This is a genomic window from Flavihumibacter sp. UBA7668 (assembly GCF_002483205.1).
Lineage (GTDB): Bacteria > Bacteroidota > Bacteroidia > Chitinophagales > Chitinophagaceae > Flavihumibacter.
The window spans coordinates 405162-428001 of record NZ_DLHM01000007.1; the positions used below are offsets into that span (position 1 = coordinate 405162).

A 22840-nucleotide genomic window follows, 5' to 3' on the forward strand; every position below is an offset into this window, starting at 1 on the left:
AACATTTTTCTGAGCCCGCAGGCATAGTTATTGAAACAGTAAGGGTGAGAACAGCATTACTCACCAAAATGGAAATACTATGGCAAAGAAAATAAAACAAAAAGCATTGAATTTTGAAGTTGTGGTTAATGGTCGTCCAATTGAAGTAGTTGCCAAACCATATACAGCAGCAAATGATCTTCCCAGATTTCGGGTAAGTATAGATGGTAGCCCGGTTCAGATTTTTGGATTGGAACCATCCATAAATAAAGTTGTTGTACTGGATAAAGGAGCAGCCCAACACCCGGCCAATGTTGAACATGTAATCGGAGAAACCCTGCTTCAGGCAATTGCAGCATAAAAACGTACCCACGACGTTGTCGTTCAGATAGGTTGTGTAAAAAGCCGGTTGACAATCAACCGGCTTTTCTTTTACCTCGCGAGTAAATCAGACCAAATGATCATTTATGATTTGTTTCAAGGTTGCTTTAGGCAAAGCACCTGGTTGCATCATCGGCTGGCTCCCAACCGGAATAAATAATAAAGTAGGGATACTCTGGATCCCGAATGCAGCACTCAATTCCTGCTCGGCATCTGTATCAATTTTATAAATAACCAATTTCCCTTCATACTCTTTGGCAAGATCCTCCAGTATTGGCGCTACCATTTTACAGGGGCCACACCAATCTGCATAAAAATCAACAATAGCAGGTAATTCCCCTTTATACAACCATTCCGTCGCATTATCATAATTGAATACTTCCTCCTTAAACTTCGCTGTTGTTAATTTTATCGTTGCCATCAAACTAAATTTTCAGCAAAATACCCATTCTTTCATGAAAACAACAGTGCCTTTTATCACCCGACCGGTGCCATCCGCCGCGGCGGAGTAACTTAAGAAAATAAATACCGAAGGTCGTCTTCCGTAAGCTGTTTGATAAAGCCCTCATCCTCGGTAATCAACGCATCTGAAAGCAACCGCTTCCGATCCTGCAACTCAATTATTTTTTCCTCTATACTATCCTTGCAAATCATTTGGTAAGCAAATACATTTTTTGTCTGCCCAATTCTGTAAGCCCGATCCACCGCCTGTTGTTGAACCGCAGTATTCCACCAGGGATCCACCAGAAATACATAATCGGCAGCAGTCAATGTCAATCCGGTATTACCCGCTTTCAAGCTGATTAGAAATATATTCACTTCATTTCCTGGAGTCTGAAACTGCTCTACCAATTCGGATCGTTTTGCTGGTGGTGTATCGCCATCAAAATGATAATAAAGCATCCCTGCCTGCTGACAAGCTTGCCCAATCAGGTTAAGCATCCCCTTAAATTGGGAAAAAATCAATACCTTATTATTACGCAAATTATTCTGTAATTCCTCCATCAATACTTCAATCTTAACGGAATCTGCCGTAACTAAGCCTGCATCCTTTACTAATGCAGGAGCAGCGCATACCTGGCGCAACTTCTGCATGCCGGCTAAAATCGACAGCTTGCTTTTATTCATTCCTTCCTGCTGAATATTCAGGAAAATACTATCGCGGATCTGACTTTTAATTTCATCGTACATCGCTTTCTGATCCTCCGACATTTCACACCACAAAACGGATTCCGTTTTAGGTGGAAGATCCGTTGCCACCTGTAGTTTGGTCCTGCGTAACACAAACGGTGCAGTCAACTGTTTTAATGCCTGCATTTTCTCCTCATTTCGCTCCCGATCAATCGGATGCGCATATTCCTTCCGAAAAAATTCCGGCTGACCAAATAATCCGGGTACCAGAAAATGCAACTGAGCATATAAATCAAAGGTATTGTTCATTACCGGTGTTCCACTCAATGCCACACGTGCAGCAGCTTTCAGCTGATAAACAGCTTTCGTTATCTGGGCAGACGGATTTTTGATGGTATGACTCTCGTCCAAAACCACCACATCCCAATTGACCACCTGCAAGCGCTCTATATCAGACCGCAAGGTTCCATAGCTGGTAATTAATACACGCGCACCGGATAAACGAAATGCTTCCATATCACGCGTACTACCATGATATATAAAAGACCCCAGAGAAGGTGCAAATTTCTCCAGTTCCAATCGCCAGTTATGCATAAGAGTAGCCGGACAAACAATCATGGATACACGAAAATCAGAGCCGGCAACTTCCATACGATGAGCAAGAAAACAAATTGTTTGAAGTGTTTTACCCAGGCCCATATCATCTGCCAGACAAGCGCCCGCATCAATTTCAGATAATAAACAAATCCACTCGAATCCTTTTTGCTGATAGGGCCGAAGTACGGCTTTCACAGCAGACGGGAGGGGTACAAGCGTTGTTTCTGCAGATTGCCAATGCAACCATTTTTCCCACCAGGCTTGCGCGATGGCCCGCCGCAATTGGTAGGATCCGCCAACCACCGGAACTTCCTCTAATTCACCGGATACTTCATCCAGGGTATCAACAGATTCTTCCTTCTGTAAGCCAAGCAAAATCCATTGCGGCACAATTAATTCAGCACCCTTGATTTTGCCATGTTTGACTATTGCGCTGAACCGGTTCAACCATTCTTCTGTCAATACCCCAATAGAATGATCTTTCAATAAAACCGATTTTACGCCGGCTAATAATAATTTTTGCAGCTCAGGTAATGGAATTGTTTCGGCACCAAATCTCAATGCAAAAGAAATATGCAAGGAACTGCCCTCTGTTTTAAGAATAGTGCAATCAGTTTCCGGAGGAAATTGCGAATAGCGGAAGGTGCGCAACATTTCCATTCCCAGCAACTCTACATTCTCCTCCAGCAGCCGATGATAGACTTTCAAAAACCAGTGTTTCCTTTTCGCTTCCGCAAAGGGCAGATTAAATACACCATTCAGCTGCCTGGAAAAATTCGGATGCAAGGATTGTAGCCGGTCATGAAACAACTGCTCCTCACCTCGATCCCGTTTTACCACAAAAACCTCTCCATTACGAGTAAACTCCTCCGTATGTTTCCAGGAACCTTCCACCCAAAAACCATCATAATTCCATCGGGGAGTCAGCATAAGAAAGCTGCCACTGATTTCACTTAAATAAACTGCATGCGTTGGCCGAACTTCCACCATTTCTTTATTCAAAAGGGAGCCCATCTCGATTTCATAATCCGATTCCAGCCGTTTCAAAACATGTTCCGAAAATCCGGCCGGATCATCCGCATAAACTGCCGGATCATTTGCTGCCAGCCATTGCAGGGTTTGATAGTCAGACAAACTCAATAACCAATAATTATTCTGTTGTGACAGAAAAAAATAATCGCGCTGAAAACAATCTAATCCGGTCTGTTCATTTTCCAGCCGGATGAGCGTAACCAATTGCAATCCGGCTTCCTTTTTCTCCACCTTGAAACTCAGTTTTGGCTGCAACCGATTCACCAAACAGGTAGTCGTCAGGTGATTTCCCGTAACCGGATTCACCGTTTGATGATACCAGCTGAATTCAACCGGTTGCTCTAACAGCGTCGTAAATAACTGGTGAACCTGCCGAAGAAACGACCGGTCAATATAGGAAGTCAGGGAAGTACCCGCTTTTTGTTTGGCATGCGTTCGGGTTAATTGTTGCACCAATTGGGCCAGAGCCTCATCGCCCAATGCGGCCAATGCCAGCTGAGCTGCCTGCGGCCAATGAGGAAATGCTTTCCGAGCCACTTCCACATCAAGGGCTTCACGGGCGAAATCCACCCCTCGGGTTTGTTTCGTGATATAAAAAGCTTCGACCGGCGACCAGCGCTGGCGCAGTCGGTTAGGCTTTAGAAAAATGGCCGATTTGCGATCCGGTTTACTCATAGAGCCGGCAAATATAAGCTCCACAATTGAACCAGGCAGACAAACCCTTTCCGTACCTTTGGCCCGCTAAAGGTCGATTATGAAACTGAGTTATTTGTCTGAAACGCTGATAGGGTCCGAGATTGTAAAGCTGGGAGGGGAGATTCGGGAGAAGATCCGCCTGGGAGAACGAATTTATAATTTTACCGTGGGCGATTTTGACCCGACTGTATTTCCGATTCCTACCGAACTGGAAGAAGAAATTATCGCTGCCTACCGCGCGCATTTCACCAATTATCCGCTTGCGGAAGGCAATCTCGACCTGCGGGAATCCATCGCGTCATTTATTAAAGAACGGGAGGGATTGGATTACAATAAATCCGAATACCTGGTGGCCGCAGGTGGCCGACCATTAATTTATGCGATTTTCCGGGCTATTGTGGATGCCGGCGAAAAAGTAGTGTATGCGGTGCCTTCCTGGAACAATAATCATTATACCCATTTTGTGGGAGGCGAGCATGTGGTGGTGGAAGCCGGACCTGAAACCAATTTCATGCCCAGTGCTGATTCATTGAAACCGCTGCTTAAAGGCGCGAGCCTGCTGGCCCTTTGTTCGCCACAAAACCCGACTGGAACCGTATTTACAAAGGAAGAACTTGAAAAAATCTGTGATCTGGTGCTGGCTGAAAATGCCTCCCGCGGTGAAGGGGAGAAAAAATTATACGTACTCTACGATCAGATGTATTGGCACCTTACCTATGGCGATATCGAACATTATAATCCGGTCAGCCTGCGCCCGGCAATGCGTGATTTCACCGTTTTCGTTGATGCTATCTCCAAAGTTTTTGCAGCTACCGGCGTTCGGGTGGGATGGAGCTTCGGTCCGGCTGCCATCATCGATAAAATGAAAGCGATTCTCGGTCATGTTGGCGCCTGGGCTCCCATGGCGGAACAGAAAGCAGTAGCCAAATTTCTCCAGCAAAAAGAAGCGATTGATCGTTTTCTTGCGCAGTTTAAATCGGAAGTGGAATTCCGACTACGGGCTATACATGACGGGTTTCAGTTGCTGAAATCGGACGGATTTTCAGTTGATTCAGTAGCTCCGCAGGCCGCCATTTACCTCACTATAAAAGTTGATCTTGTTGGAAAGCAAACGCAAGATGGTCAACTAATGGAATCTCAGGCGGATGTTACCAGCTACCTGCTGAATGCGGCAAAACTGGCCGTTGTTCCGTTTTATGCATTTGGTGCAGCTGCCCAATCACCCTGGTATCGCCTCAGTGTGGGTACCTGTAAAAAAGAAGAAATCCCAGAAATGCTGGAAGGATTGAAATCCGCGCTTTTAGGTGTCAGATAGGTGTTAGAACGTTGTTAGAGAAGTGTCAGACAGGTGTTAGAACATTCTGAGACATGTATCAGACACATGTTAGAACAGTGTTGGAACTGGTGTCTGACACCTAAGATTAATTTTTATTATTCAGGAAAACAAAGGGAGGTTCCCCATTGTGGATGAGCTTCATGATGCGCCTGCAATCAGTATTGATTCGAAACTTGTTGCAATCAATAATTTCATAGACATGCGAAAAGGTCTCCTGAGTTTCAACATCCATCAGAAGTTTGTTCAGTTGAACCAATTCACGTTCCATCGCTTCCTCATTGTCGCGAGCATGCTTAACCAGCACTAACAAATCTCTGTTTGGCGCTTTCATTTAATCAGATTTAATAGCCTACATAACCCTTATTCATATTGCAGCCACATCCTTTACCGCCAGCTTTTCTGCTGCTGCTGCAGGAAACAGCAATACTACTAACCATTATTACCAGAACGACGTATATCAGCGTCTTCTTCATACTTTTAACTTTCTAATTTAAACTTATTTTTTCACAAAAAAGTATCTGGGCTTGAGCAATTTTTCCAATTTACTCCCAAAATTTTCACAAGGCTCCAGAATACTGTTGTCTCCGATGGAATGGGGCCTTGGTCATGCCAGCCGTTGTTTACCTCTTTTAAACTATCTAATAAACAATTGTAAGGCAGATTTGGTTGTTGCAGCTAACGGTTCTCAGGCTGATTTAATCCGGGAATCCTTCCCTGCTATAAAAATCGTTCATCCACCAAGTTACACTATCCGATACCACAAAAACCGCGCCGGCACTATTGCCCGATTAGCCTTTTCCCTACCCCATCTGGCTCAGCAGATTAAAGCTGAAAACCAGTGGCTGCGTGATTATGCATTGAATAACCCTCCTGATGCAATCATCAGCGATAACCGGTACGGCTTCCGGCATCCATCTATCCCATCTTATCTCATAACGCACCAGCTTGCCGTCAAAACACCCTTCGGAAAAGCTGTTGATGCCCTGGTCAGAAAACAAGTATACCGGTATATAGAGCAATTTACCGCCTGCTGGGTCCCCGATTTTGAAAAGATCGACCGCTCCCTCGCCGGTGAACTTTCCCATCCGGCACAATTGCCTGCAATTCCGGTTCATTATATCGGTCCGCTTACGCGAATTCATGCCGCCGAGCCAGGACGCTCTCTTCCTCACCTGATCAATTCGCAATTGGAAAATGGCCGGAACATTCAACTATTGGTCATTTTATCCGGACCAGAACCACAGCGTAGTATGCTGGAGACCAAAATATTAGAGCAATGGAGTAAGGAACCGGGCAAATCACTTGTACTCGTACGCGGATTGCCGGAACAGGTTTCCGGCAATCAGGACCATTCACACATCCAACCTGAATTACTGCTTCCAAATTCCTGGGTTATCAATCATCTGTCTTCACCTGATCTTTCGCAGGCAATAGCAAATGCATCCATCATCCTCACCCGAAGCGGTTATAGCAGTGTGATGGATTTAATACCAAATCATAAAAACCTTTGGATGATTCCCACACCCGGACAAACGGAACAGGAATACCTGGCGAATTACCTGTCAAAAAAGGGACTGATCCGGACTGTAAACCAAAACCAGCTCTCGTTAGAAGAAATCCTTTCACCCAACGGGCACCAGCAGGTACCCGACCGGTGAAAATTGTCAACCAAACTTAGGGGCGTCGAAGAATAGAAAGGATTTGCGAGATAACGCAAAACCTGACCAGCGTTCTGTGTCTGCAGTAAATGCAAAGATTCCGCAGGTCGGCATATCATCAATACGGGTGGAAGTCAGCGAATTTACAAATTCAGTAATGCCCGGATTATGGCCGAAGATCGCAACAGATTGAACCGTATCCGGAAGAGCACTCAATACATCCCTATAAACTGATGCAGGTGCATGGTATAATTCATCTCGCAACTGAAGTTCCTCTAAAGGACGTTCGTAAATTTTGATAAAATGACTGGCAGTCTGAAGGGCACGTTTGGCTGTACTCGTCACAAAAGCATCCAGTTTAATTTGCTTGTCGAGTAATCGCCGGGCCATTTCCGGCGCATTTTTTTGTCCCCGCTCATTGAGCGGCCGATCAAAATCAGGCAAGGTTAAGTCACCCCAGCTACTCTTGGCATGCCTCACCACATAAATGGTTTTCATCCCCTAAAGGTAACCGGGTTTCGTGATTCATAACCGTTTTACATGGGTACGGAAGGAAAATAAACAGGCCTGTTTAATGGTCCATCATAGGTTGTGTATTAAAAACGGTCGGTCGGCGTTTAAGCATCAAATATGTTGCCAAAACAGGCCATGGGGGCGATTATTATCCAAATGGGGCGAACAGTTGACCAAAATCAATATCCCCGTTCATTCTTACCTTCCATATAATTAAGGAACGCCTTATTCACTACGCGATTACCTCCCTTGGTTGGATAATTACCTGTAAAATACCAGTCGCCCGTATTAGTAGGACAAGCGAGGTGCAAATCCTCAATTGTCTGGAAAATCAATTCAACCGGAAAATCAATTTCAGGAGGTGTTATCAGTTCTGCAATTTTTGCAGAAATTTCTTCCGCCGTAAAAGGCTGGTAGATTTCTTTCACCAGGTTGCGGCTATCCAGCTGACCCAAACGGGCTAATTCCTTACATTCTTCATGCAGTGTCACCAGCCGGTCTTCCATCCCCCGATCCTTCATCAATGCAATGGCCGCACGGAATGCAATGAAATCGCCCAGCTTACTCATATCAATCCCATAACAATCCGGGTAACGAATCTGCGGAGCAGAAGAAACAATGATGATTTTCTTCGGTTGCAATCTTCCCAACATACGTACAATACTCTCTTTCAGAGTTGTACCACGAACAATTGAATCATCAATCACCACCAGACTGTCTACATGCGGACGAACCGTGCCATACGTAATATCATACACGTGTTGCACCATTTCATTCCGGTTGGCATCTTCAGTGATAAATGTCCGCATTTTGACATCCTTGATAGCAATTTTTTCCATCCGGATTTTTCGGTTGATCATCTCCGTAAGCTTCTCTTCATCGAAATCATTCCCCCAGGAAAGAATCCGCTGAATCTTGATCTGGTTCATATAATCTTCCATCCCCTTCACCATTCCATAAAAAGCCACTTCTGCGGTATTGGGAATAAATGAAAAAATAGTGTTCTTCAAATCATAATCGATGGATTTCAAAACGGCATCGCGCAGGTTATATCCTAACTGGCTGCGCTCCCGGTAGATTTTCTCATCATTCCCACGGGAAAAATAGATCCGTTCAAAACTACAGGCCTTCCGCTCTTTGGCTTCCAGAATCTGCTCAATTTTAAAATTGCCATCCACGTCAACAATCAGTGCCTGTCCAGGCATCAGTTCCTTTACTTCATTTTCTCCCACATTAAATGTGGTACGAATCGCTGCACGCTCTGATGCTGCAACAATTACATCATCAGAAATATAATAATAAGAAGGTCGGATTCCATGTGCATCACGCATCACAAAACTTTCACCACTTCCAACCAATCCACCGAAATGATAACCGCCATCAAACCATTTAGCCGATTGGCGCAGTACATTGGCTATATCGGGTCTACCCGGATTATTCTGATCTTCCTGCACCAAAAAATGATGCACCACTTCCATCATCGCAGCCAGATCGCTCTGCCGCTGAAAAACACCCGGATCTATATTCACCAATCCGAACAATTCTTCCGTATTTACCAGGTTGAAATTACCCGCCAGTGCAAGGTTACGGCTTTGAATAGTATCCCGTTTAATAAAAGGATGACAGAATTCTGCATTGTTTTTGCCCTGGGTTCCGTAACGTAAGTGTCCCAATAATAATTCTCCCAAAAAACGCACATGGCCTTTTAATAATCCGGGATGTTTTCGAATATCAGGCTGATATTTTTCAAGATCTGCTATTTCTTCTCCAACCTGTGAAAACAAATCAGCTATTGCTCTTTGTTCAATGCTGCGATTTCGATTCAAAAACGGATAACCCGGTTCTACATGCAATTTCACCGCTGCGATCCCCGCACCATCCTGACCACGGTTATGTTGTTTTTCCATCAACAGATAGAGCTTATTCAGCCCGTACATAACTGTGCCATATTGCTGCTGGTAGTAGGAAAAGGGCTTGCGTAAACGAATGAAAGCCAGGCCACATTCGTGCTTAATTGCGTCGCTCATGGGAAGAATTGAGGCGCAAAGTTAGGAAATTGCCTTTCTTTGTGCAAAAACAGAAATGGAAGTAAATGGTAAAATTATACAACTGCTCGGAATTCAGACCGGTCAGGGTAAAAATGGCACCTGGAAAAAGCAGGAATTTATTCTCGAAACAGGCGATACCTATCCAAAAAAGATCTGTATTGCCGTATGGGGCGATAAAATCGATATGAGTCAGTTTCGGATTGGCGACCCAATTCAGGTATCTTTTGATGTGGAAAGCCGCGAATACAACGGACGCTGGTATACCGATGTTAAAGCCTGGAAAGTGGTGGCTGCGGGACAAGCAGGCGTGGAACCTCCTCCATTCACTGGACCAATTGACCCAATGCCGGAAGACGATTTGCCATTTTAACAAATCCGAAAAGCGGCACCTGCCGCTTTTTCTCTTATACTTTTACGGTTGTCGTGATTTTATCCGGCAACTCTTTTTCCTTAGATGCCAGCAGGGCAACCTGTTCTCCACAGTGATTCAATGCTTCCCTTACAGAATCCGCATATTCGCTTGAGCGCGAATGCGTGAATAGGTTTTCGCCATGCATCGTTACCCTGAGTTCACAAACTTTATTGTCTACAGGACTGATTTTCGAATCTTCCCGAATAGTGCATTCAATTCTTGAAATGCCCTTGTACAATTGTGTGAACCGGATAACGGAGAGCTTCACCAGACGCAGTACCGTTTCTTCCAGTCCCTTCTTTGGTGTATGTATCTCGATGGTCATTACTTAAAGTTACTACCATACTTTTACTTTGTCCAGTTTTTTGCCCACTAAATAAGCGAATTTCTTTACATTAAATTCTGTATCTTATAGAGCAGGATTACAAACCTTTTAATTCAACATCATGAGAGTTTTCGGCATTATTCTTATTGTTATCGGCATTGCTATGTTTCTGTTCAGAGGATTCAGTTTTACACAGGAAAAAAATGTAGTGGATCTGGGTCCGGTGGAAATCAATAAAAAAGAAAAGAAAAATGTATCCTGGCCCATGTATGCAGGTGCCATCGTTACTGCAGTTGGTGCATTTCTGGTTGTTAGCGGGAAGAAAAAATAATCAGCATATGAAATCATTGATACTATCCTGTTTGCTTTCTGTTTGTATGCTCAGTTCATTTACCATACGAAATCCAACAGGCAATAACATTATAACAAATACAGGATTAACCGGTTCCTGGATAACTGAAAAAGACCAAAAACAACATGTACTCTTGTTCACGAACCGTCATTATTCTTATACCGTCTATGATTTATCGGGAAAGAAATTTTACCATACCGAAGGAGGCACTTATACCATAGATGGTAATAAATTAATTACTACGCTTGAATTTAATTCTTCCGATCCTAATGTGATGGGCAAACAATATACGCTGACTGCAAAGCCAGACGCAAAGCAACTGAATATAAACTGGCCCGAAGAAGGTACTATATGGAAACGCATTGATTCGGGTGGTGGTGAATTAAACGCAACCTGGAGAATCACCGGAAGAGAACAACAGGGTACTATGAATCCCATTCAGAAATCTGCCCGTAAAACAATAAAGATCATAACCGGACAGCGATTCCAGTGGGCAGCCATCAATACAGCAACCGGTGAATTCTTTGGAACAGGAGGCGGAACATTTACGTTTAAGGATGGACGTTATACAGAACAAATTGACTTCTTCTCTCGTGATGGCAGTCGGGTGGGCATGTCACTCAGCTTTGAAGGCAAGGTGGAAGGCTCAAACTGGCACCATAAAGGCAAGAGTTCCAAAGGTGATCCCATCTATGAGATCTGGTCAAAAGAAGATTAACTCTTTCTGGCTCCTGAGGAAGAGAATACATCTTCAATTGCGTGAGCAAGAGAAGAAATGGGACCCTCCATTTTATTTGTACGATCATCCAGTGTATCGTCCTTCATGATATCACCCAAACCTAATTCTGGAGGAAGGTGCCCAAGTATGGATTGCCGTTGATTTCCGAAATAAGACTGAAGCGCATTGGCCGTTTTGTTATTCTTTATTTCCTGTTGAGTAAATTCCATTGCCTCTCTTGTAACCGCCAAAATCATTGTACCGGCTTGTAATGAAGTAGACCCAGCAAATTTAGATAATTGAGTTATCAACTCATCCTGTTTATTGTTCAATAACCGGCTCATTTCCAACTCAGCGGGTTTTGTATTTAGGAGGTATTCAGCACCATCGCTGCTTCTGGAATATTTATAAAGGATTACCAATCCGGCTGCCATTGCCCCCTGGGCAAGTCTTCCTGCCATTCCATCGGATGCATTTTTTGTTTCCTGGGTTACCGAATCAATTTCCGGCATTTTAGCACCCATATATTCTTCAAGATGTATAATAAGGGAGGATTTCATAATTCATAATTTTTAAGATGAAAAAACATGTGCGCCTATTGCTGGTTTACGATTTGGTTCTCCCATAAACCAGTCTGTCACACTTTCAAGCCAACCAAACAATTTACTGGTAACCGCAGATTTTCTCAGTGGGGTAACGGTTACCTGATTCATTTTCAGACAAACAATTAACCCATGATATCGAAGTGCTTTTGCCATACCATAGGATATAGCCGGGCAGGAAGACCACTCTTCAGGGGTAGTTTGAATAACACCCTTCCCGTTTGCCTCAACATAATAGTCTTTCCCCTTTTCATAAAAACGAATTCTTGCAGGAAATTCTTTTTCATATACAGTGGCGTCTTGTAAGTTGGAATGAAACAATAACCAACAATTTCCCATTTCATCTGCATGAATCAGTCGGGCTACTCCATTTTGAAGACGGAATTCCTGATCACTAAAATTCATGAACAAACCATGTTGGAAACTATTGATCAGTTCGGTGAGTGGGGTATTATTGTTCATATCCATTGATTTTATTGGTAAAATGAAAAAATAATACCACTGTGCAAGTTATCTGTAAGGAGTACAAGATGTGGAATTTCCACCCCAAAAACGTCGAACTTCACAGTGATTTCGAAGCTATTCCCCGTATTCTACAACTACTTAGGAAGATAATATCACTCCAGCAGTTGGAATAGAAATTGAACTGATTGAAATAACGAACTTTAAAGAACAAATAGTAAACCTAAAAAACCTAGCGTATGAAACCCAATTCAGATGCAGCAATTATGAAAAGTTTGAGTCATTGCATGGAAAAAATGACAAAAGACGGATACACAGCCAATTTTGGTGTGGTTGATCAGCACCTTCAACATATGGACAGTGGGCATTCCTATACTTCCGACCAGATTCAAATTGTTGACTTCTACCGTTTCGAAGGAGAAAGTGATCCTGAAGATAGTTCGATTTTATATGTAATTGAAACCAGTGATGGCCGAAAAGGTATGCTGGTTGATGCTTACGGTGCCTATTCAAATCCTGAAGTGGATGAGTTCATCAAGCAGGTAGAGGAAATAAAGAAGAAGAAAGGAAGTGAGAAGTGAGGCTTGAGATCTGAACAAGTGAACGTTAAAAAAGGGAGGCTGATGGTCTCCCTTTTTGTGATTATTATACATCGCACAAATAACCAAACAGGCTTCAGCGAAATCTTCCAGAATGGATTGATTACACTGAAACCTGTTACATATGTACAATTCTACTTTGCCCTTTTATGGCTATCGGTCTAAATTCTTCGGAATATCTTCATCCTATTTCGCTGTTGAATCTCCTTTCACCTTTCACTTTTCACTTTTCACCTCCTCACACCTCTCCCCTCTTGATAAAACTCAGCAGAATTGAAACAACTGCCAATACAAGTAGGATATGAATCAGCCCGGTTGCGCTGTATACAAAGAATCCAAGCAACCAACCAATAATAAGTATCACTGCTAATAGATATAATAAGCTTCTCATAACATTAATTTTTTGTCTTGATAAATGTTGTTGTTTCCCTACCTATCGAAAAAACGTGCCTCCTGAAATTAAGCGGTAGAAATCCGGATGTCGTGGAACACTTTCCCCAAAAAGGGAACCAGAAATATATTTTATACCAGTTTTTACCCCGGCATAATTTCTTTTCCACAATTCTGTCAGAAAACTGTCGATATCCCATTCTGAGAAACTATTAGGCTATGAAGAAGATAAGCATACTTGCAGGCAAAATAAAGAACCAGTCCATTCGATTTTTTGGATTGGTTAAAAATGCGGGGGCCGCCTTTATTCAGGATGATGCCATCAAGTTAAGTGCATCCCTATCTTATTATACTGTATTTGCGCTAGGACCAGTTCTTCTTCTTATCATTTCCATTGCGGGAATTTTCTATGGTGAAGCAGCATTGCAAGGCAAACTTTTTGGCCAGATAAAAGGAATGGTCGGCAACTCAGCAGCCTATCAGTTACAAAGTATACTGGCAAATATTCAAAAAGCAGACAGATCTGTTTCAGGTGCCATAATTGGTTTTATCGTGCTCCTGATTGGGGCTACCGGTGTGTTTACTGAAATTCAAAGCTCCATAAACTTTATCTGGTCCATAAGAGCAAAACCAGAAAAAGGCTGGTTAAAACTGCTAAAAAACCGGCTCCTTTCTTTTTCGCTTGTTGTTGGTGTAAGTTTTATATTATTGGTAGCATTGATCGTAAACGCTACCCTTGATCTTTTAAATGATCAGCTAGCGTCCATATTTCCCGGGATTGCCTATTTTGTTTTTTACATACTCAACATTTTCGTCATCTTTATCGTCATAACAGGTTTATTTGCCATTATTTTCCGGGTTTTACCAGATGGCACCATTGCCTGGAGAGATGCAATAAAAGGCGCTTCTTTTACCGCTCTGCTGTTTCTTTTGGGCAAGTTTCTTATTGGCTATTATATCGGTCGCTCTGATTACGGCATGACCTATGGTACAGCCGCTTCCATAATGATTATTCTGGCCTGGGTCTATTACTCTTCAGCTATCCTGTATTTCGGGGCCGCTTTCACAAAGGCGTATGCACTTAAATATGGATCGGGAATCCAGCCCAATGATACTGCCGTTTTCATAATTAAAAGAGAAGCAAAAGAAATAGAACCGATTGCTGAAACCTAGGATTTTTTCATATTAAAATCAACTTAAAGAATAAAAATGGACCTGCGTTCCCCAAACCCTTATTGGCTGCTCAAAAATGGATTGATCAGCAATTATCCCTCCCTTACCCAAAATGAAAAAACCGAACTTGTTGTTATGGGCGCCGGTATTACCGGAGCCTTGTGTGCCTGGCATCTGGTAAACGCCGGATTTCGTGTAATTGTCTGCGATAAACGGCATGCCGGCATGGGATCGACTGCAGCCAGTACCGCCTTGCTGCAGTATGAAATAGATACTCCGTTGCACGAATTAATTGACAAAGTGGGTGAGACAAACGCCGTACGCAGTTACGAACTTTGCTCATACGCTATAGAGGCGGTCGAAAAAATCTGCCGAAAGTTTAAAGGCAATGCCGGATTTACCTATCGACCAAGTTTGCAATATGCTTCCTTTAAAAAACATGTACCTGATCTGGAAAAAGAATTTCGTCTTCGGAAAAAACATGGTTTTAAGGTCAGCTGGTGGGAACCGGATAAATTCCATGATACCATGGGTTTTGAAGCACCTGCTGCAATTTATTCCCAACTCGGTGCAGAAGTAGATGCCTATCAACTCACTCATCATTTGCTGCAATCCTGTATTCGAAAAGGAGCTCGTGTATTTGACAATACGGCAGTTACAAAAATCAACTACCATAAAAAATCAGTAGAACTGCTTACAGAACAGGGGTACTATTTAACTGCCAGGCACCTGATAATTGCTGGCGGGTATGAATCGCAGAACTATATTCCGAAAAAAGTGGAAACCCTGCATTCCACTTATGCTATGGTCAGTGAACCAATGCCTGATCAGGATTTCTGGTTTCGTAACTGCCTGATCTGGGAAACCGCTGAACCTTATCTATATCTTCGAACTACAAAAGATAAACGTGTTCTTATAGGCGGACTCGATGATGATTTTTATTCGCCAGAAAAACGCGATGCCAATATTCAGTCTAAGTCAAAACAATTACTTGCCCAATTCAAGAAAAAATTTCCAGCCATTCCATTTAAAATTGATTTTCAATGGGCCGGCACATTCGCGTCAACAAAAGACGGACTGCCCTATATAGGTTCCATACCCCAGCGGCCCAACACCTCTTTTGCTTTAGGCTTTGGCGGAAATGGAATCACCTTTAGTTTGCTTGCAGCTGAACAAATTACCGCAGCCCTATGCAAAAAACCACACCCTGATATGCGTATTTTTTCTTTTAACCGTTAACAAAAAACCATGACACCCATCACCCTTGCACAATTCTTTCACTGGTACTATCCGTCCGACGGTTCCCTATGGAACCAACTTAAAGAAAAAGCACCTGAATTAGCCAAAACAGGAATCAATGCCGTTTGGTTGCCGCCTGCCTATAAAGGGGCTTCCGGTGGTTACTCTGTCGGTTATGACACCTATGACCTGTTTGATTTGGGCGAATTTGACCAAAAGGGATCCATTCGCACTAAATATGGTACCAGAGAAGAATACCTGGCAGCCATCGAAGCCTGCCACCAGAATGGTATAAAAGTAATTGCAGATGTGGTATTCAATCATAAAGCAGGCGCCGATGAATCGGAAAAAATAACCGTTCGCAGAGTTGATCCGAATAATAGAAAAGAATTTATAAGTGAACCGTTTGAAATAGAAGCCTGGACAAAATTCACCTTCCCGGGAAGAGGGCAGAAATATTCCAATTTCATCTGGGACCATACCTGTTTTACTGGTATCGACTGGGCAAAAGATATTGAGGAGAGTGGAATATTTTCCATTCAGAATGAATTCGGAGAAGGATGGGAAGACCTCACAGATGACGAATTGGGTAATTACGATTACCTGATGAATGCAGATATCGAATTTCGAAATCCACATGTACGTGAAGAACTCAAACATTGGGGAAGATGGTATCTCGAAACTACCAATGCAGGTGGATTTCGCCTGGATGCCGTGAAACACATGTCACCAAAAATCATCAATGAATGGGTGGATTATGTTCAGGAATACTGCCACGATCAGTTATTCATTGTAGGCGAATATTGGAATGTTCATGATGTAACTGCATTACATCAGTATATTGATGCAACGTCTGGCAGAGTGCAGCTCTTCGATGCACCGCTTCACCAAAATTTTTATGTGGCATCCCGAATGGGTAAAGACTTTGATATGCGGCATATTTTCGACAATTCCCTGGTGAAAATAATCCCCGAACTCACTGTTACGCTGGTAGATAATCACGATACGCAACCCCTTCAGGAGCTCGAATCGCCGGTTGAAGCCTGGTTTAAGCCAATAGCTTATTCATTGATCTTGCTGAGGCAGGAGGGCATTCCCTGCGTCTTTTATCCGGCACTCTATGGAGCCCATTATAAAGATCATGGGGACGATGGGCAGGAATATGAAATTTGGTTGTCTGCAGTGGAAGAATTACCCACCCTGCTTAAGCTCCGAAAACTTAGCCTAAAAGGCGATCAGCATGATTATTTCGATCATCCGAACTGCATTGGCTGGATACGAACAGGCACGGTTGAAGAGGAGAACAGTGGTTTCGCAGTTGTGTTATCCAATGGTTCGGATGGATGGAAATATATGGAGTTGGGAACACATCGTGCCGGACGGAAAATGGTGGACATTTTGGGTAAAATTCCCTCGGAAATCATATTAAATGAAAAAGGTGGGGCAGACTTTCCCTGTCCGGCTGGAAATCTCTCGGTTTGGGTAACAAAAGAGCTGGCACAGAATTTTTCTTCTCTCTGATACAAAATCGTATTATATGAGAAAAGAATGGAGAAATCTGGCCGTACTCTTTGTAACTGCAGGTGCAATTTTTAGCACCAGTCAGCTGCAGGCCCAACAACAGGAAATGAGTGGAAACGGACTAAGTCCCCGTTTCGGTGTTAAAGCAGGTTTGAACCTTAGTAATTTTTACAGTGATGAGGTGAATGACAATAACCTTAAAGCGGGTTTGAATGCTGGTGTGTATGCCAAATTACCCGTATTTAAAGGATTTTCTATTCAACCTGAATTACTGTATTCCAACAAGGGAAGTAAACGTACTTATGACAATGCCGTTTTTGGCGAAGGAGAATATCGTACCAATTTGCACTATATAGAAATGCCGGTGCTGGGTGTGATTAATCTCGCTAAAAATTTCAACATTCATGCCGGTCCATATGTTAGTTATCTGGCAGGTGCGAATATCACCGATCTTGAATCTGATGGATCAGTAGATGAAATTGCCGACTTGAATCCGGAAAACCTGAATCGTTTTGATTATGGTCTGGCTGCAGGTTTTGGTATTGATCTGGGACCTACTACAATCGGTGCCCGTTACACGCTCGGTATGAGAGAAGTAGGCAAATCCGGATCCATTGCCGGTGAAGCTTTCCGCGATACCAAAAACAGCAATATCAGCTTATTTATAGGTGTCGGGTTTTAGGTTGGAGTATCCGAATCCCGTAAAAAAGGCTGCCGTAAGGCAGCTTTTTTCTTTTAGGTACAGGGCATTTTACTGGTTTCTTCCAGAGGTAAATGAACTATAAAACTTGTTCCCTGATCCGGTTTCGAATACACTTCAATATATCCCTTATGCGATTGAATAATATTCATGGTGGAAGCCAACCCCAATCCCATCCCATTTCTCTTGCTGGTATAATATGGTTCAAACAAGCGACTCAGGTTTTCTGCAGTTATACCACACCCATTATCGGTAATTTCACAAATCGCCTGATTCTCCTGAGAAAAAAGTCGGACAATAAGGCGCGATTTTTCAGTTGTCTCCATCGCCTCAATTGCATTCACGACCAGGTTCATAAAAGCAATTTTCAATTTGCTCTTGTCAGCCAAAACATAAAATGTAGATGGCTGAAAATCCACCACCAACTCTACATTTTTCAATTGTAAACTATCTGCTGCCTGATCAATCACTTCCTGCAGCAACTCCTGTAAACCGGTTTTATCCAATTCAATTTCTGAAGGACGGGAACTGTTCAGCAATTCAGTAATAATTGTGCTGATACGGGCACTGTTTCTACGAATTACATCAAGATAAAGCAAGCCCTCCTCATCCTTCATTTCCTGGAGTAACTGATCAGCTGATAAGCTGATATTATTGAGGGGATTTCTAACCTCATGAGCCAATGTTCTTACCAACCGGCCGGCAGCAGCCAGTTTCTCCGTTTGCAGGGTTAACCACTCGGCTTTTTTCAGATTGGAGATATCGTGCAGGATTCCCTGGATGTATTTTCTACCCTCCATATCTGTTTCCACCGATGCGGAAAAAATACAGGAACGATTTTCATCTTCGGCTGTTTTAATCTCTATTTCCTTATCATTGACATCATTTCCTGATTGCAGCAGAATTCGAAAATGAGTAGCTAGCGACTCATTCTCCATAAAATCGGTTAGTGCATATTGCGTAAACGCCTCCCGATTAAGTCCCAACATTTCAATAGCTGCCGGATTCAGATCCAAAAACCGAAGTTGCATATCCGTTATAAAAACTGCATCCATCGATTGCTCAAAAATATTTCGGAATTTTTGCTCATTCTTTTTAATGGCTTTTATATTGGCAGAACGCTCCAGAGCATAGCGAATCGTACGTTCCAGTTTTTCCGTATTCAAATCTGTTTTTACCAGATAATCAAATGCACCAAGACGCATGGCCTCCCGGTCAATTTCACGATTGCCTTTTCCCGTTAGTAAAATAATTGGTGCTTCACAATTGGTAGTGACGGCCTCTCTTAGAAGATCAATACCTGTTTTAGCGCCGAGCCTATAATCAACAAAATAAACATCGTAGGTTCCGCTGCACATATTTTCCAACGCTTTGGTATATTGATTCGCCCAGTCTATCTGAAAATGTCCATTTTCTATTTCCTTTATATAATCACTGGTAATAAAAAAATCGTCCTCATCATCATCAACTATCAGAATACGGATAAGCTTATTTAAAAAAGGCATTTGTGGTTATTGTTTTTCGGGTAAAATGATAGAGAAAACGGCACCCTCACCTTCCTTACCGGAGGCGCTGATAAAGCCGTTATGCCGTTCGGCAATTCGTTTACAGATTGCCAGTCCTATTCCTGTGCCGGGGTATTCCGATTTTCCATGCAGCCGTTGAAATACCTGAAAAATCCGCTGTTCGTATTCCTGGTCAAATCCAATTCCATGATCCCTTATATCAATCTGAATATAGTTGGATGATGGGCTGAGAAAATGAGTTTCTTTTTCTTTTTTGTTCAATGGTCTCGAACTGATCTCAACCTTTGGCGCTTGTCCGGCCTGATGAAACTTAATCGAATTGGATAATAAATTTATAAAAAGCTGTCGGAGTAAAGATGGTATACCATCCACCTGAGGCAGTTTCCCCACCTGAATTTCCGCGCCTGTTTCTTCTATTGATAATTCAAGGTCACTGATGACATCGTAAAACAATTTATCAAGTCCCACTTTTTCAAAGGGCTGTTTATTCCGAGTAACCCTGGATAGTTCCAAAAGATTTTCAATCAGGCTTCTCATATGATCCGTTGCAACCTGCATACGATTAATATACATATAGCCTTCGTCTCCTAATTGAGCCGAAAATTTCTGAAAAAGCCTGGAACCAAAGGTCGTAATCTTCCTGAGTGGTTCCTGTAAATCATGTGATGCCGCATAGGCAAATTCTTCCAGTTCCTTATTGGAACGATTCAATTCACGCAAATTCCGCTGCAAATCGATTTCAACCTTTTTGATATGGGTAATGTCACGGGTATTACCAATCATCCGGATCGGATTGTTTTTGTTATCCACCACAACCGTACCCTTGGTATTTACAATTTTCAGGTTGCCTTTGCCTGTTAGAATACTGTATTCGATTTCGAATTCTTTTTTTTCTGCCAATGCATCCTTGATTGTTTTTTGAACCTTCTCCCGGTCATCTTCCACAATCTGATCAAAATACCAGAACATGGTGAGCGGTGTTGCAAAGGAAGCACGGTCGTATTCAAAAATTTCAAACAATCCGTCTGACCATGAAATGAGTTTGGAATCTGCATTCCAGATAAAGATTCCGTAATTCAGCATTCGCTCGGTCTCTTTCTGAAATTCCTTATTGGCATTGTACTCCATGGTTTGCTGGTACTGATCGCTGATATCACGATTGATACCATTTAACTTCAACACCCGGCCACCCTCATCCACTACCGGCTTGGTAACCGTTGTAATGAAAATTCGCTTCCCATCCTTACGCTCAATGGAAAAATCATGGCGAAATTCCTTTCCTGATTCCAGGGCCTCCTGAATTTTCAGACGCAACATCTCCAGATCCTTTGGGCAGACATGCTCATAAAACAAACCCGATGGAATCTGGGGCAGGTCCTGCCGGCTGTATCCCATCAACTGGTACATACCATCTGACCAATCAGTTTTACCGGTAGCCTGATCATGACTCCACATGCCCACTCCCAGCATTTGTTCGGTATCATCAATCAACTGCCTTGCAGCACTTCGTTCTTCTTCCAGTTTTATTTGTTCTGTAATATCCTGCGAAAGCAGCAGCAGACTTGCCGGTGCACCGTCTTCATTACGTCGTAAAACCGTACCAACTGTTTTGAAAATGCGAAAAGTATGTTCCTTATGACTCAGTCTGCATTGGAAACAATGTTCGGTTGCATCTGCATTGAGTTTTTTCAATTCCTCCAGTACGGTAGGCAGATCTTCCTGATAAACCAATTGGGAAAGATCTTCTTTCCAGGAAGCCACATCATCCCATGTATACCCAAGCAAATCAGTAATCTTACGGTTGATATAACGGATCTTGCCCTTATCTGTATCATATACATAAATAAGGGCAGGAAACAAATTGGTGATTTGCTTAACCAGTTCTTCGTTGCTTTCTCCCGATGCAAGCAGCTCACGAAGCTGCTGGATAGGGATTAAATCGTTTTCTACGGTCATTACATATTATTGAATTGCTGATATTGCTTCATTTTGTTGTAAAGGGTTTTTCGATCAATATTCAGCAGTTTGGCAGCTTTGGTTTTATTGAAATTGGATTGTTTTAATGCTTCCACAATCATTTCATATTCTGCATCAATGCTCACGGCTTTTAAACTGTTTTCATTGAAACTTGGAATACCAGGTGCAGCCGCAGTTTCTGCCGGTATGGAAACCGCATTCGATGATTGAAAATTCCCGGTTGCTGCAACTGCCGGGGAATTTTCTGAATTTAATTTATTGTGATAAATAATTTCAAATGGAAGTGCCTGCAATCCAACCTGTAACCCATCTGTTAAAAGAACTGAACGTTTAACTACATTTTTTAATTCGCGCAGGTTGCCATACCAGGGATAACTATTGAAAACCTGTTGCACTTCCGCTGAGAAATCGGCAATGTTTTTTCCTAATTCCTGATTGGTTAAAGTCAGGAAATGGCGGGCATATAACAGAATATCCTCCGCTCGTTCACGCAAAGGCGGAACATTAATGGAGAATTCATTAAATCGATGATATAAATCTTCCCTGAATTTTCCGTTTCTCGCTGCATCCCATAATTTTTCATTGCTGGCCACTATTATCCGAAGGTCCAATTCAATATCCTTGTTACCACCCACCCGGCGAATTTTTCTTTCCTGCACAACACGTAACAAAGCAACCTGTATATCATAGGGCAGATTGGCAATTTCATCCAGAAAAATGGTGCCGCCATTTGCCAGTTCAAGACTGCCTATTTTCTGATTTAAGGCTCCTGTAAAAGAACCCTTTTCGTGACCAAACAATTCACTCCCGGCCAACTCGCGCGACAATGCACCACAATCTATTGCAATAAACGGCTGTTGCTTCCGACTGCTTTGCATATGGATTTTCTGTGCGATGGCTTCCTTTCCACTGCCACTTTCTCCATAAATAATAACACTATAATTGGTTGGAGCAACCAGTTCAATCTGTTTGATGATATTCACCATCTCCGGTGTTTTGCCGAAAATGTATTTCTCCTCTTCACCTGCCGGTTTTGTTTTTCGGGCTGGTTGGGCTGCCGGAGCACTACTGAATAGTTGCTGCTCTGTTCTTTCCGAAGAAAGCGCTTTTTTGATAGTTACCAGAATTTCATCGGGGAAAACCGGTTTGGTAACATAATCATACGCACCCAGCTTGAGAATTTCCACCGCCATTTTTACATCGCTGTAACCTGTGATGATTATAAAAGGAACAGAGGGATGAATTTCCCGGGTTTTGATCAGGACCTGTTTGCCATCCATGTCCTCCAGGCGAAAATCACAAAGAATCAGATCTGGTTTTTCTGAGCTGATATATTCCAAAGCCTTTCTGCCATTGTAATACTCCACCACCTGGTAACCGCGCTTCGTAAGAAAGCGGTTGAGGAGGAGGCACATATCCCGATCATCGTCTATTACCAGAATTTTCTGCATTGGTCTTTTTTTTGTTTTTTAT

General features: G+C 42.7%; 24 protein-coding genes. 11 read left to right on the forward strand and 13 right to left on the reverse strand.

Features of this window, described 5'->3' with window-relative positions; translation table 11 throughout:
* Positions 1 to 79: 79 nt before the first annotated feature.
* The gene (locus B2746_RS19240) at positions 80 to 340 is read left to right on the forward strand and encodes a hypothetical protein (RefSeq protein WP_290797677.1); all 261 of its coding nucleotides are present in this window, start codon (positions 80 to 82) and stop codon (positions 338 to 340) included.
* 87 nt (positions 341 to 427) lie between these two features.
* Here the strand turns inward: B2746_RS19240 and trxA are convergent, their stop codons facing one another.
* Positions 428 to 781: a thioredoxin gene (gene trxA / locus B2746_RS19245; protein WP_290797680.1), complete on the reverse strand. Its 354-nt coding sequence runs from the start codon at positions 779 to 781 to the stop codon at positions 428 to 430.
* A gap of 92 nt (positions 782 to 873) precedes the next feature.
* Entirely contained in the window at positions 874 to 3795 is a 2922-nt protein-coding gene (locus tag B2746_RS19250; RefSeq protein ID WP_290797683.1) for a DEAD/DEAH box helicase, read from the reverse strand.
* A 79-nt stretch (positions 3796 to 3874) separates the two neighbouring features.
* Here B2746_RS19250 and B2746_RS19255 point away from each other — a divergent pair, with 79 nt between their 5' ends.
* Positions 3875 to 5131, forward strand: a complete 1257-nt coding sequence (locus B2746_RS19255; protein WP_290797686.1) for a pyridoxal phosphate-dependent aminotransferase — start codon at positions 3875 to 3877, stop codon at positions 5129 to 5131.
* Positions 5132 to 5237: 106 nt separating this feature from the next.
* Here B2746_RS19255 and B2746_RS19260 read toward each other — a convergent pair whose 3' ends face one another.
* Both B2746_RS19260 and B2746_RS19265 read right to left on the reverse strand, forming a co-directional pair.
* Positions 5238 to 5483, reverse strand: coding sequence for a hypothetical protein (locus B2746_RS19260; protein WP_290797689.1), 246 nt, complete (start codon positions 5481 to 5483; stop codon positions 5238 to 5240).
* Positions 5484 to 5493: 10 nt separating this feature from the next.
* Positions 5494 to 5625: a hypothetical protein gene (locus tag B2746_RS19265; protein WP_290709501.1), complete on the reverse strand. Its 132-nt coding sequence runs from the start codon at positions 5623 to 5625 to the stop codon at positions 5494 to 5496.
* A gap of 114 nt (positions 5626 to 5739) precedes the next feature.
* Here B2746_RS19265 and B2746_RS19270 point away from each other — a divergent pair, with 114 nt between their 5' ends.
* Positions 5740 to 6810, forward strand: a complete 1071-nt coding sequence (locus B2746_RS19270; protein WP_290797692.1) for a glycosyltransferase — start codon at positions 5740 to 5742, stop codon at positions 6808 to 6810.
* A 6-nt stretch (positions 6811 to 6816) separates the two neighbouring features.
* Here the strand turns inward: B2746_RS19270 and B2746_RS19275 are convergent, their stop codons facing one another.
* Positions 6817 to 7308 carry a SixA phosphatase family protein gene (locus B2746_RS19275; protein ID WP_290797695.1) on the reverse strand — a complete coding sequence of 164 codons (492 nt, stop codon included), beginning with the start codon at positions 7306 to 7308 and terminating at the stop codon, positions 6817 to 6819.
* 194 nt (positions 7309 to 7502) lie between these two features.
* Complete coding sequence (locus B2746_RS19280; RefSeq protein WP_290797698.1) at positions 7503 to 9350, reverse strand: amidophosphoribosyltransferase; 1848 nt, start codon at positions 9348 to 9350, stop codon at positions 7503 to 7505.
* 55 nt (positions 9351 to 9405) lie between these two features.
* On the opposite strand from B2746_RS19280, the gene B2746_RS19285 reads away from it, so the two are divergent.
* Complete coding sequence (locus tag B2746_RS19285; RefSeq protein WP_290797702.1) at positions 9406 to 9741, forward strand: DUF3127 domain-containing protein; 336 nt, start codon at positions 9406 to 9408, stop codon at positions 9739 to 9741.
* A gap of 34 nt (positions 9742 to 9775) precedes the next feature.
* On the opposite strand, the gene B2746_RS19290 is transcribed toward B2746_RS19285, so the two are convergent.
* A complete protein-coding gene (locus B2746_RS19290; RefSeq protein WP_290797705.1) occupies positions 9776 to 10108 on the reverse strand; it encodes a hypothetical protein in 333 nt (110 codons plus the stop codon).
* Positions 10109 to 10229: 121 nt separating this feature from the next.
* Between B2746_RS19290 and B2746_RS19295 the strand changes: the two genes are divergently transcribed.
* Together B2746_RS19295 and B2746_RS19300 are read left to right on the forward strand one after the other, a co-directional pair.
* Entirely contained in the window at positions 10230 to 10439 is a 210-nt protein-coding gene (locus B2746_RS19295; protein ID WP_290797708.1) for a hypothetical protein, read from the forward strand.
* A 7-nt stretch (positions 10440 to 10446) separates the two neighbouring features.
* Positions 10447 to 11178: a hypothetical protein gene (locus tag B2746_RS19300; RefSeq protein ID WP_290797711.1), complete on the forward strand. Its 732-nt coding sequence runs from the start codon at positions 10447 to 10449 to the stop codon at positions 11176 to 11178.
* Here B2746_RS19300 and B2746_RS19305 read toward each other — a convergent pair.
* A complete protein-coding gene (locus tag B2746_RS19305) occupies positions 11175 to 11738 on the reverse strand; it encodes a hypothetical protein (protein WP_290797713.1) in 564 nt (187 codons plus the stop codon). The genes B2746_RS19300 and B2746_RS19305 overlap by 4 nt on opposite strands.
* A gap of 12 nt (positions 11739 to 11750) precedes the next feature.
* Positions 11751 to 12242, reverse strand: coding sequence for a hypothetical protein (locus B2746_RS19310; RefSeq protein WP_290797718.1), 492 nt, complete (start codon positions 12240 to 12242; stop codon positions 11751 to 11753).
* Positions 12243 to 12481: 239 nt separating this feature from the next.
* On the opposite strand from B2746_RS19310, the gene B2746_RS19315 reads away from it, so the two are divergent.
* Positions 12482 to 12823 carry a hypothetical protein gene (locus B2746_RS19315; RefSeq protein WP_290797722.1) on the forward strand — a complete coding sequence of 114 codons (342 nt, stop codon included), beginning with the start codon at positions 12482 to 12484 and terminating at the stop codon, positions 12821 to 12823.
* Between the two features lie 256 nt (positions 12824 to 13079).
* On the opposite strand, the gene B2746_RS19320 is transcribed toward B2746_RS19315, so the two are convergent.
* Positions 13080 to 13232, reverse strand: coding sequence for a lmo0937 family membrane protein (locus B2746_RS19320; RefSeq protein ID WP_290797725.1), 153 nt, complete (start codon positions 13230 to 13232; stop codon positions 13080 to 13082).
* Between the two features lie 218 nt (positions 13233 to 13450).
* Between B2746_RS19320 and B2746_RS19325 the strand changes: the two genes are divergently transcribed.
* Genes B2746_RS19325 through B2746_RS19340 form a run of 4 tightly spaced genes read left to right on the forward strand, consistent with a single transcriptional unit; the run spans position 13451 to position 17846 of the window.
* The gene (locus B2746_RS19325) at positions 13451 to 14404 is read left to right on the forward strand and encodes a YihY/virulence factor BrkB family protein (protein ID WP_290797729.1); all 954 of its coding nucleotides are present in this window, start codon (positions 13451 to 13453) and stop codon (positions 14402 to 14404) included.
* 36 nt (positions 14405 to 14440) lie between these two features.
* Complete coding sequence (locus tag B2746_RS19330; protein ID WP_290797732.1) at positions 14441 to 15643, forward strand: NAD(P)/FAD-dependent oxidoreductase; 1203 nt, start codon at positions 14441 to 14443, stop codon at positions 15641 to 15643.
* A gap of 9 nt (positions 15644 to 15652) precedes the next feature.
* Positions 15653 to 17164, forward strand: coding sequence for an alpha-amylase (gene amyA / locus B2746_RS19335; protein WP_290797735.1), 1512 nt, complete (start codon positions 15653 to 15655; stop codon positions 17162 to 17164).
* A 16-nt stretch (positions 17165 to 17180) separates the two neighbouring features.
* The gene (locus tag B2746_RS19340; RefSeq protein WP_290797738.1) at positions 17181 to 17846 is read left to right on the forward strand and encodes a porin family protein; all 666 of its coding nucleotides are present in this window, start codon (positions 17181 to 17183) and stop codon (positions 17844 to 17846) included.
* Between the two features lie 53 nt (positions 17847 to 17899).
* Here B2746_RS19340 and B2746_RS19345 read toward each other — a convergent pair whose 3' ends face one another.
* From B2746_RS19345 to B2746_RS19355, 3 genes are read right to left on the reverse strand one after another with little or no spacing between them, the layout of a single operon-like run.
* Positions 17900 to 19369, reverse strand: a complete 1470-nt coding sequence (locus B2746_RS19345) for a hybrid sensor histidine kinase/response regulator (protein ID WP_290797741.1) — start codon at positions 19367 to 19369, stop codon at positions 17900 to 17902.
* A gap of 6 nt (positions 19370 to 19375) precedes the next feature.
* Entirely contained in the window at positions 19376 to 21346 is a 1971-nt protein-coding gene (locus B2746_RS19350) for a PAS domain-containing sensor histidine kinase (RefSeq protein ID WP_290797745.1), read from the reverse strand.
* Entirely contained in the window at positions 21346 to 22818 is a 1473-nt protein-coding gene (locus B2746_RS19355; protein WP_290797747.1) for a sigma-54-dependent transcriptional regulator, read from the reverse strand. Before B2746_RS19355 ends, B2746_RS19350 begins: the two co-directional genes overlap by 1 nt.
* Positions 22819 to 22840 lie beyond the last annotated feature (22 nt).

Bases quoted from the DNA above. Each gene is read 5' to 3' on its own strand.
- B2746_RS19325 (WP_290797729.1), top strand. From the start codon at position 13,451: ATGAAGAAGATAAGCATACTTGCAGGCAAAATAAAGAACCAGTCCATT.
- B2746_RS19305 (WP_290797713.1), bottom strand. From the start codon at position 11,738: ATGAAATCCTCCCTTATTATACATCTTGAAGAATATATGGGTGCTAAA.
- B2746_RS19240 (WP_290797677.1), top strand. From the start codon at position 80: ATGGCAAAGAAAATAAAACAAAAAGCATTGAATTTTGAAGTTGTGGTT.
- B2746_RS19355 (WP_290797747.1), bottom strand. From the start codon at position 22,818: ATGCAGAAAATTCTGGTAATAGACGATGATCGGGATATGTGCCTCCTC.
- B2746_RS19255 (WP_290797686.1), top strand. From the start codon at position 3,875: ATGAAACTGAGTTATTTGTCTGAAACGCTGATAGGGTCCGAGATTGTA.
- trxA (WP_290797680.1), bottom strand. From the start codon at position 781: ATGGCAACGATAAAATTAACAACAGCGAAGTTTAAGGAGGAAGTATTC.
- B2746_RS19320 (WP_290797725.1), bottom strand. From the start codon at position 13,232: ATGAGAAGCTTATTATATCTATTAGCAGTGATACTTATTATTGGTTGG.
- B2746_RS19270 (WP_290797692.1), top strand. From the start codon at position 5,740: ATGGAATGGGGCCTTGGTCATGCCAGCCGTTGTTTACCTCTTTTAAAC.
- B2746_RS19315 (WP_290797722.1), top strand. From the start codon at position 12,482: ATGAAACCCAATTCAGATGCAGCAATTATGAAAAGTTTGAGTCATTGC.
- B2746_RS19250 (WP_290797683.1), bottom strand. From the start codon at position 3,795: ATGAGTAAACCGGATCGCAAATCGGCCATTTTTCTAAAGCCTAACCGA.
- B2746_RS19350 (WP_290797745.1), bottom strand. From the start codon at position 21,346: ATGACCGTAGAAAACGATTTAATCCCTATCCAGCAGCTTCGTGAGCTG.
- B2746_RS19345 (WP_290797741.1), bottom strand. From the start codon at position 19,369: ATGCCTTTTTTAAATAAGCTTATCCGTATTCTGATAGTTGATGATGAT.
- B2746_RS19295 (WP_290797708.1), top strand. From the start codon at position 10,230: ATGAGAGTTTTCGGCATTATTCTTATTGTTATCGGCATTGCTATGTTT.
- B2746_RS19340 (WP_290797738.1), top strand. From the start codon at position 17,181: ATGAGAAAAGAATGGAGAAATCTGGCCGTACTCTTTGTAACTGCAGGT.
- B2746_RS19260 (WP_290797689.1), bottom strand. From the start codon at position 5,483: ATGAAAGCGCCAAACAGAGATTTGTTAGTGCTGGTTAAGCATGCTCGC.
- B2746_RS19310 (WP_290797718.1), bottom strand. From the start codon at position 12,242: ATGAACAATAATACCCCACTCACCGAACTGATCAATAGTTTCCAACAT.
- B2746_RS19290 (WP_290797705.1), bottom strand. From the start codon at position 10,108: ATGACCATCGAGATACATACACCAAAGAAGGGACTGGAAGAAACGGTA.
- B2746_RS19330 (WP_290797732.1), top strand. From the start codon at position 14,441: ATGGACCTGCGTTCCCCAAACCCTTATTGGCTGCTCAAAAATGGATTG.
- B2746_RS19280 (WP_290797698.1), bottom strand. From the start codon at position 9,350: ATGAGCGACGCAATTAAGCACGAATGTGGCCTGGCTTTCATTCGTTTA.
- B2746_RS19300 (WP_290797711.1), top strand. From the start codon at position 10,447: ATGAAATCATTGATACTATCCTGTTTGCTTTCTGTTTGTATGCTCAGT.
- B2746_RS19265 (WP_290709501.1), bottom strand. From the start codon at position 5,625: ATGAAGAAGACGCTGATATACGTCGTTCTGGTAATAATGGTTAGTAGT.
- B2746_RS19275 (WP_290797695.1), bottom strand. From the start codon at position 7,308: ATGAAAACCATTTATGTGGTGAGGCATGCCAAGAGTAGCTGGGGTGAC.
- amyA (WP_290797735.1), top strand. From the start codon at position 15,653: ATGACACCCATCACCCTTGCACAATTCTTTCACTGGTACTATCCGTCC.
- B2746_RS19285 (WP_290797702.1), top strand. From the start codon at position 9,406: ATGGAAGTAAATGGTAAAATTATACAACTGCTCGGAATTCAGACCGGT.